This window comes from Flavisericum labens, assembly GCF_045446075.1.
Classification (GTDB): domain Bacteria; phylum Bacteroidota; class Bacteroidia; order Flavobacteriales; family Flavobacteriaceae; genus Flavisericum; species Flavisericum labens.
Map to the genome: position 1 here is coordinate 1 of NZ_JBJJBQ010000035.1, position 529 is coordinate 529.

1 protein-coding gene is annotated in these 529 nt (G+C 28.2%); it reads left to right on the forward strand.

Annotation, left to right across the window (positions count from 1 at the left end):
• Positions 1-27: 27 nt before the first annotated feature.
• Positions 28-529 (forward strand): hypothetical protein (locus tag ACIEHO_RS16515; protein WP_406973764.1); only part of this gene is annotated, 502 nt, incomplete at its 3' end.

The window sequence follows — 529 nt, forward strand, 5'->3', positions numbered from 1 at the left end:
ACCGTTGTAGTGCATTTGAAAAACTGAATGAAATTGAATTCAAAAAACATAGGTCGATTATTAATCTTTAAATACTTAGGACTTACAGTTCTAATCTTAATTGTTCTGATTATTACATTTAGATTATTTTCATCAGAATTTGAGGAATATCTGAATCTGAATTTAGTTAATCCATATCTAAAGGAATCAACATATTTCAATATTCAAATAATCTTGAATTTAATAATTATATTTTTCGTCTCTGGAAATATTGGGGAATCTATTCTGGACAAAAATAAAGACCCATTTTGGACTACTTTTTTAGGATTCTTAAAAATGTGGATTGGATTTTTATTAGTTGCAATGTTTTCGGAAATGATTCCAAGGTTAATAGAATATGGAATTGATTTTGAATCTGTCGGACTTGGAGTTTTAATATGGATTGTTATGGGAGGTCCAATCATTTTAATTATCGGATCTATACAAGGCGGAATAACAAGTTGGTTTGTTGGTAAAGAAATGGAATATAAAAAAACGCACTACAACAATG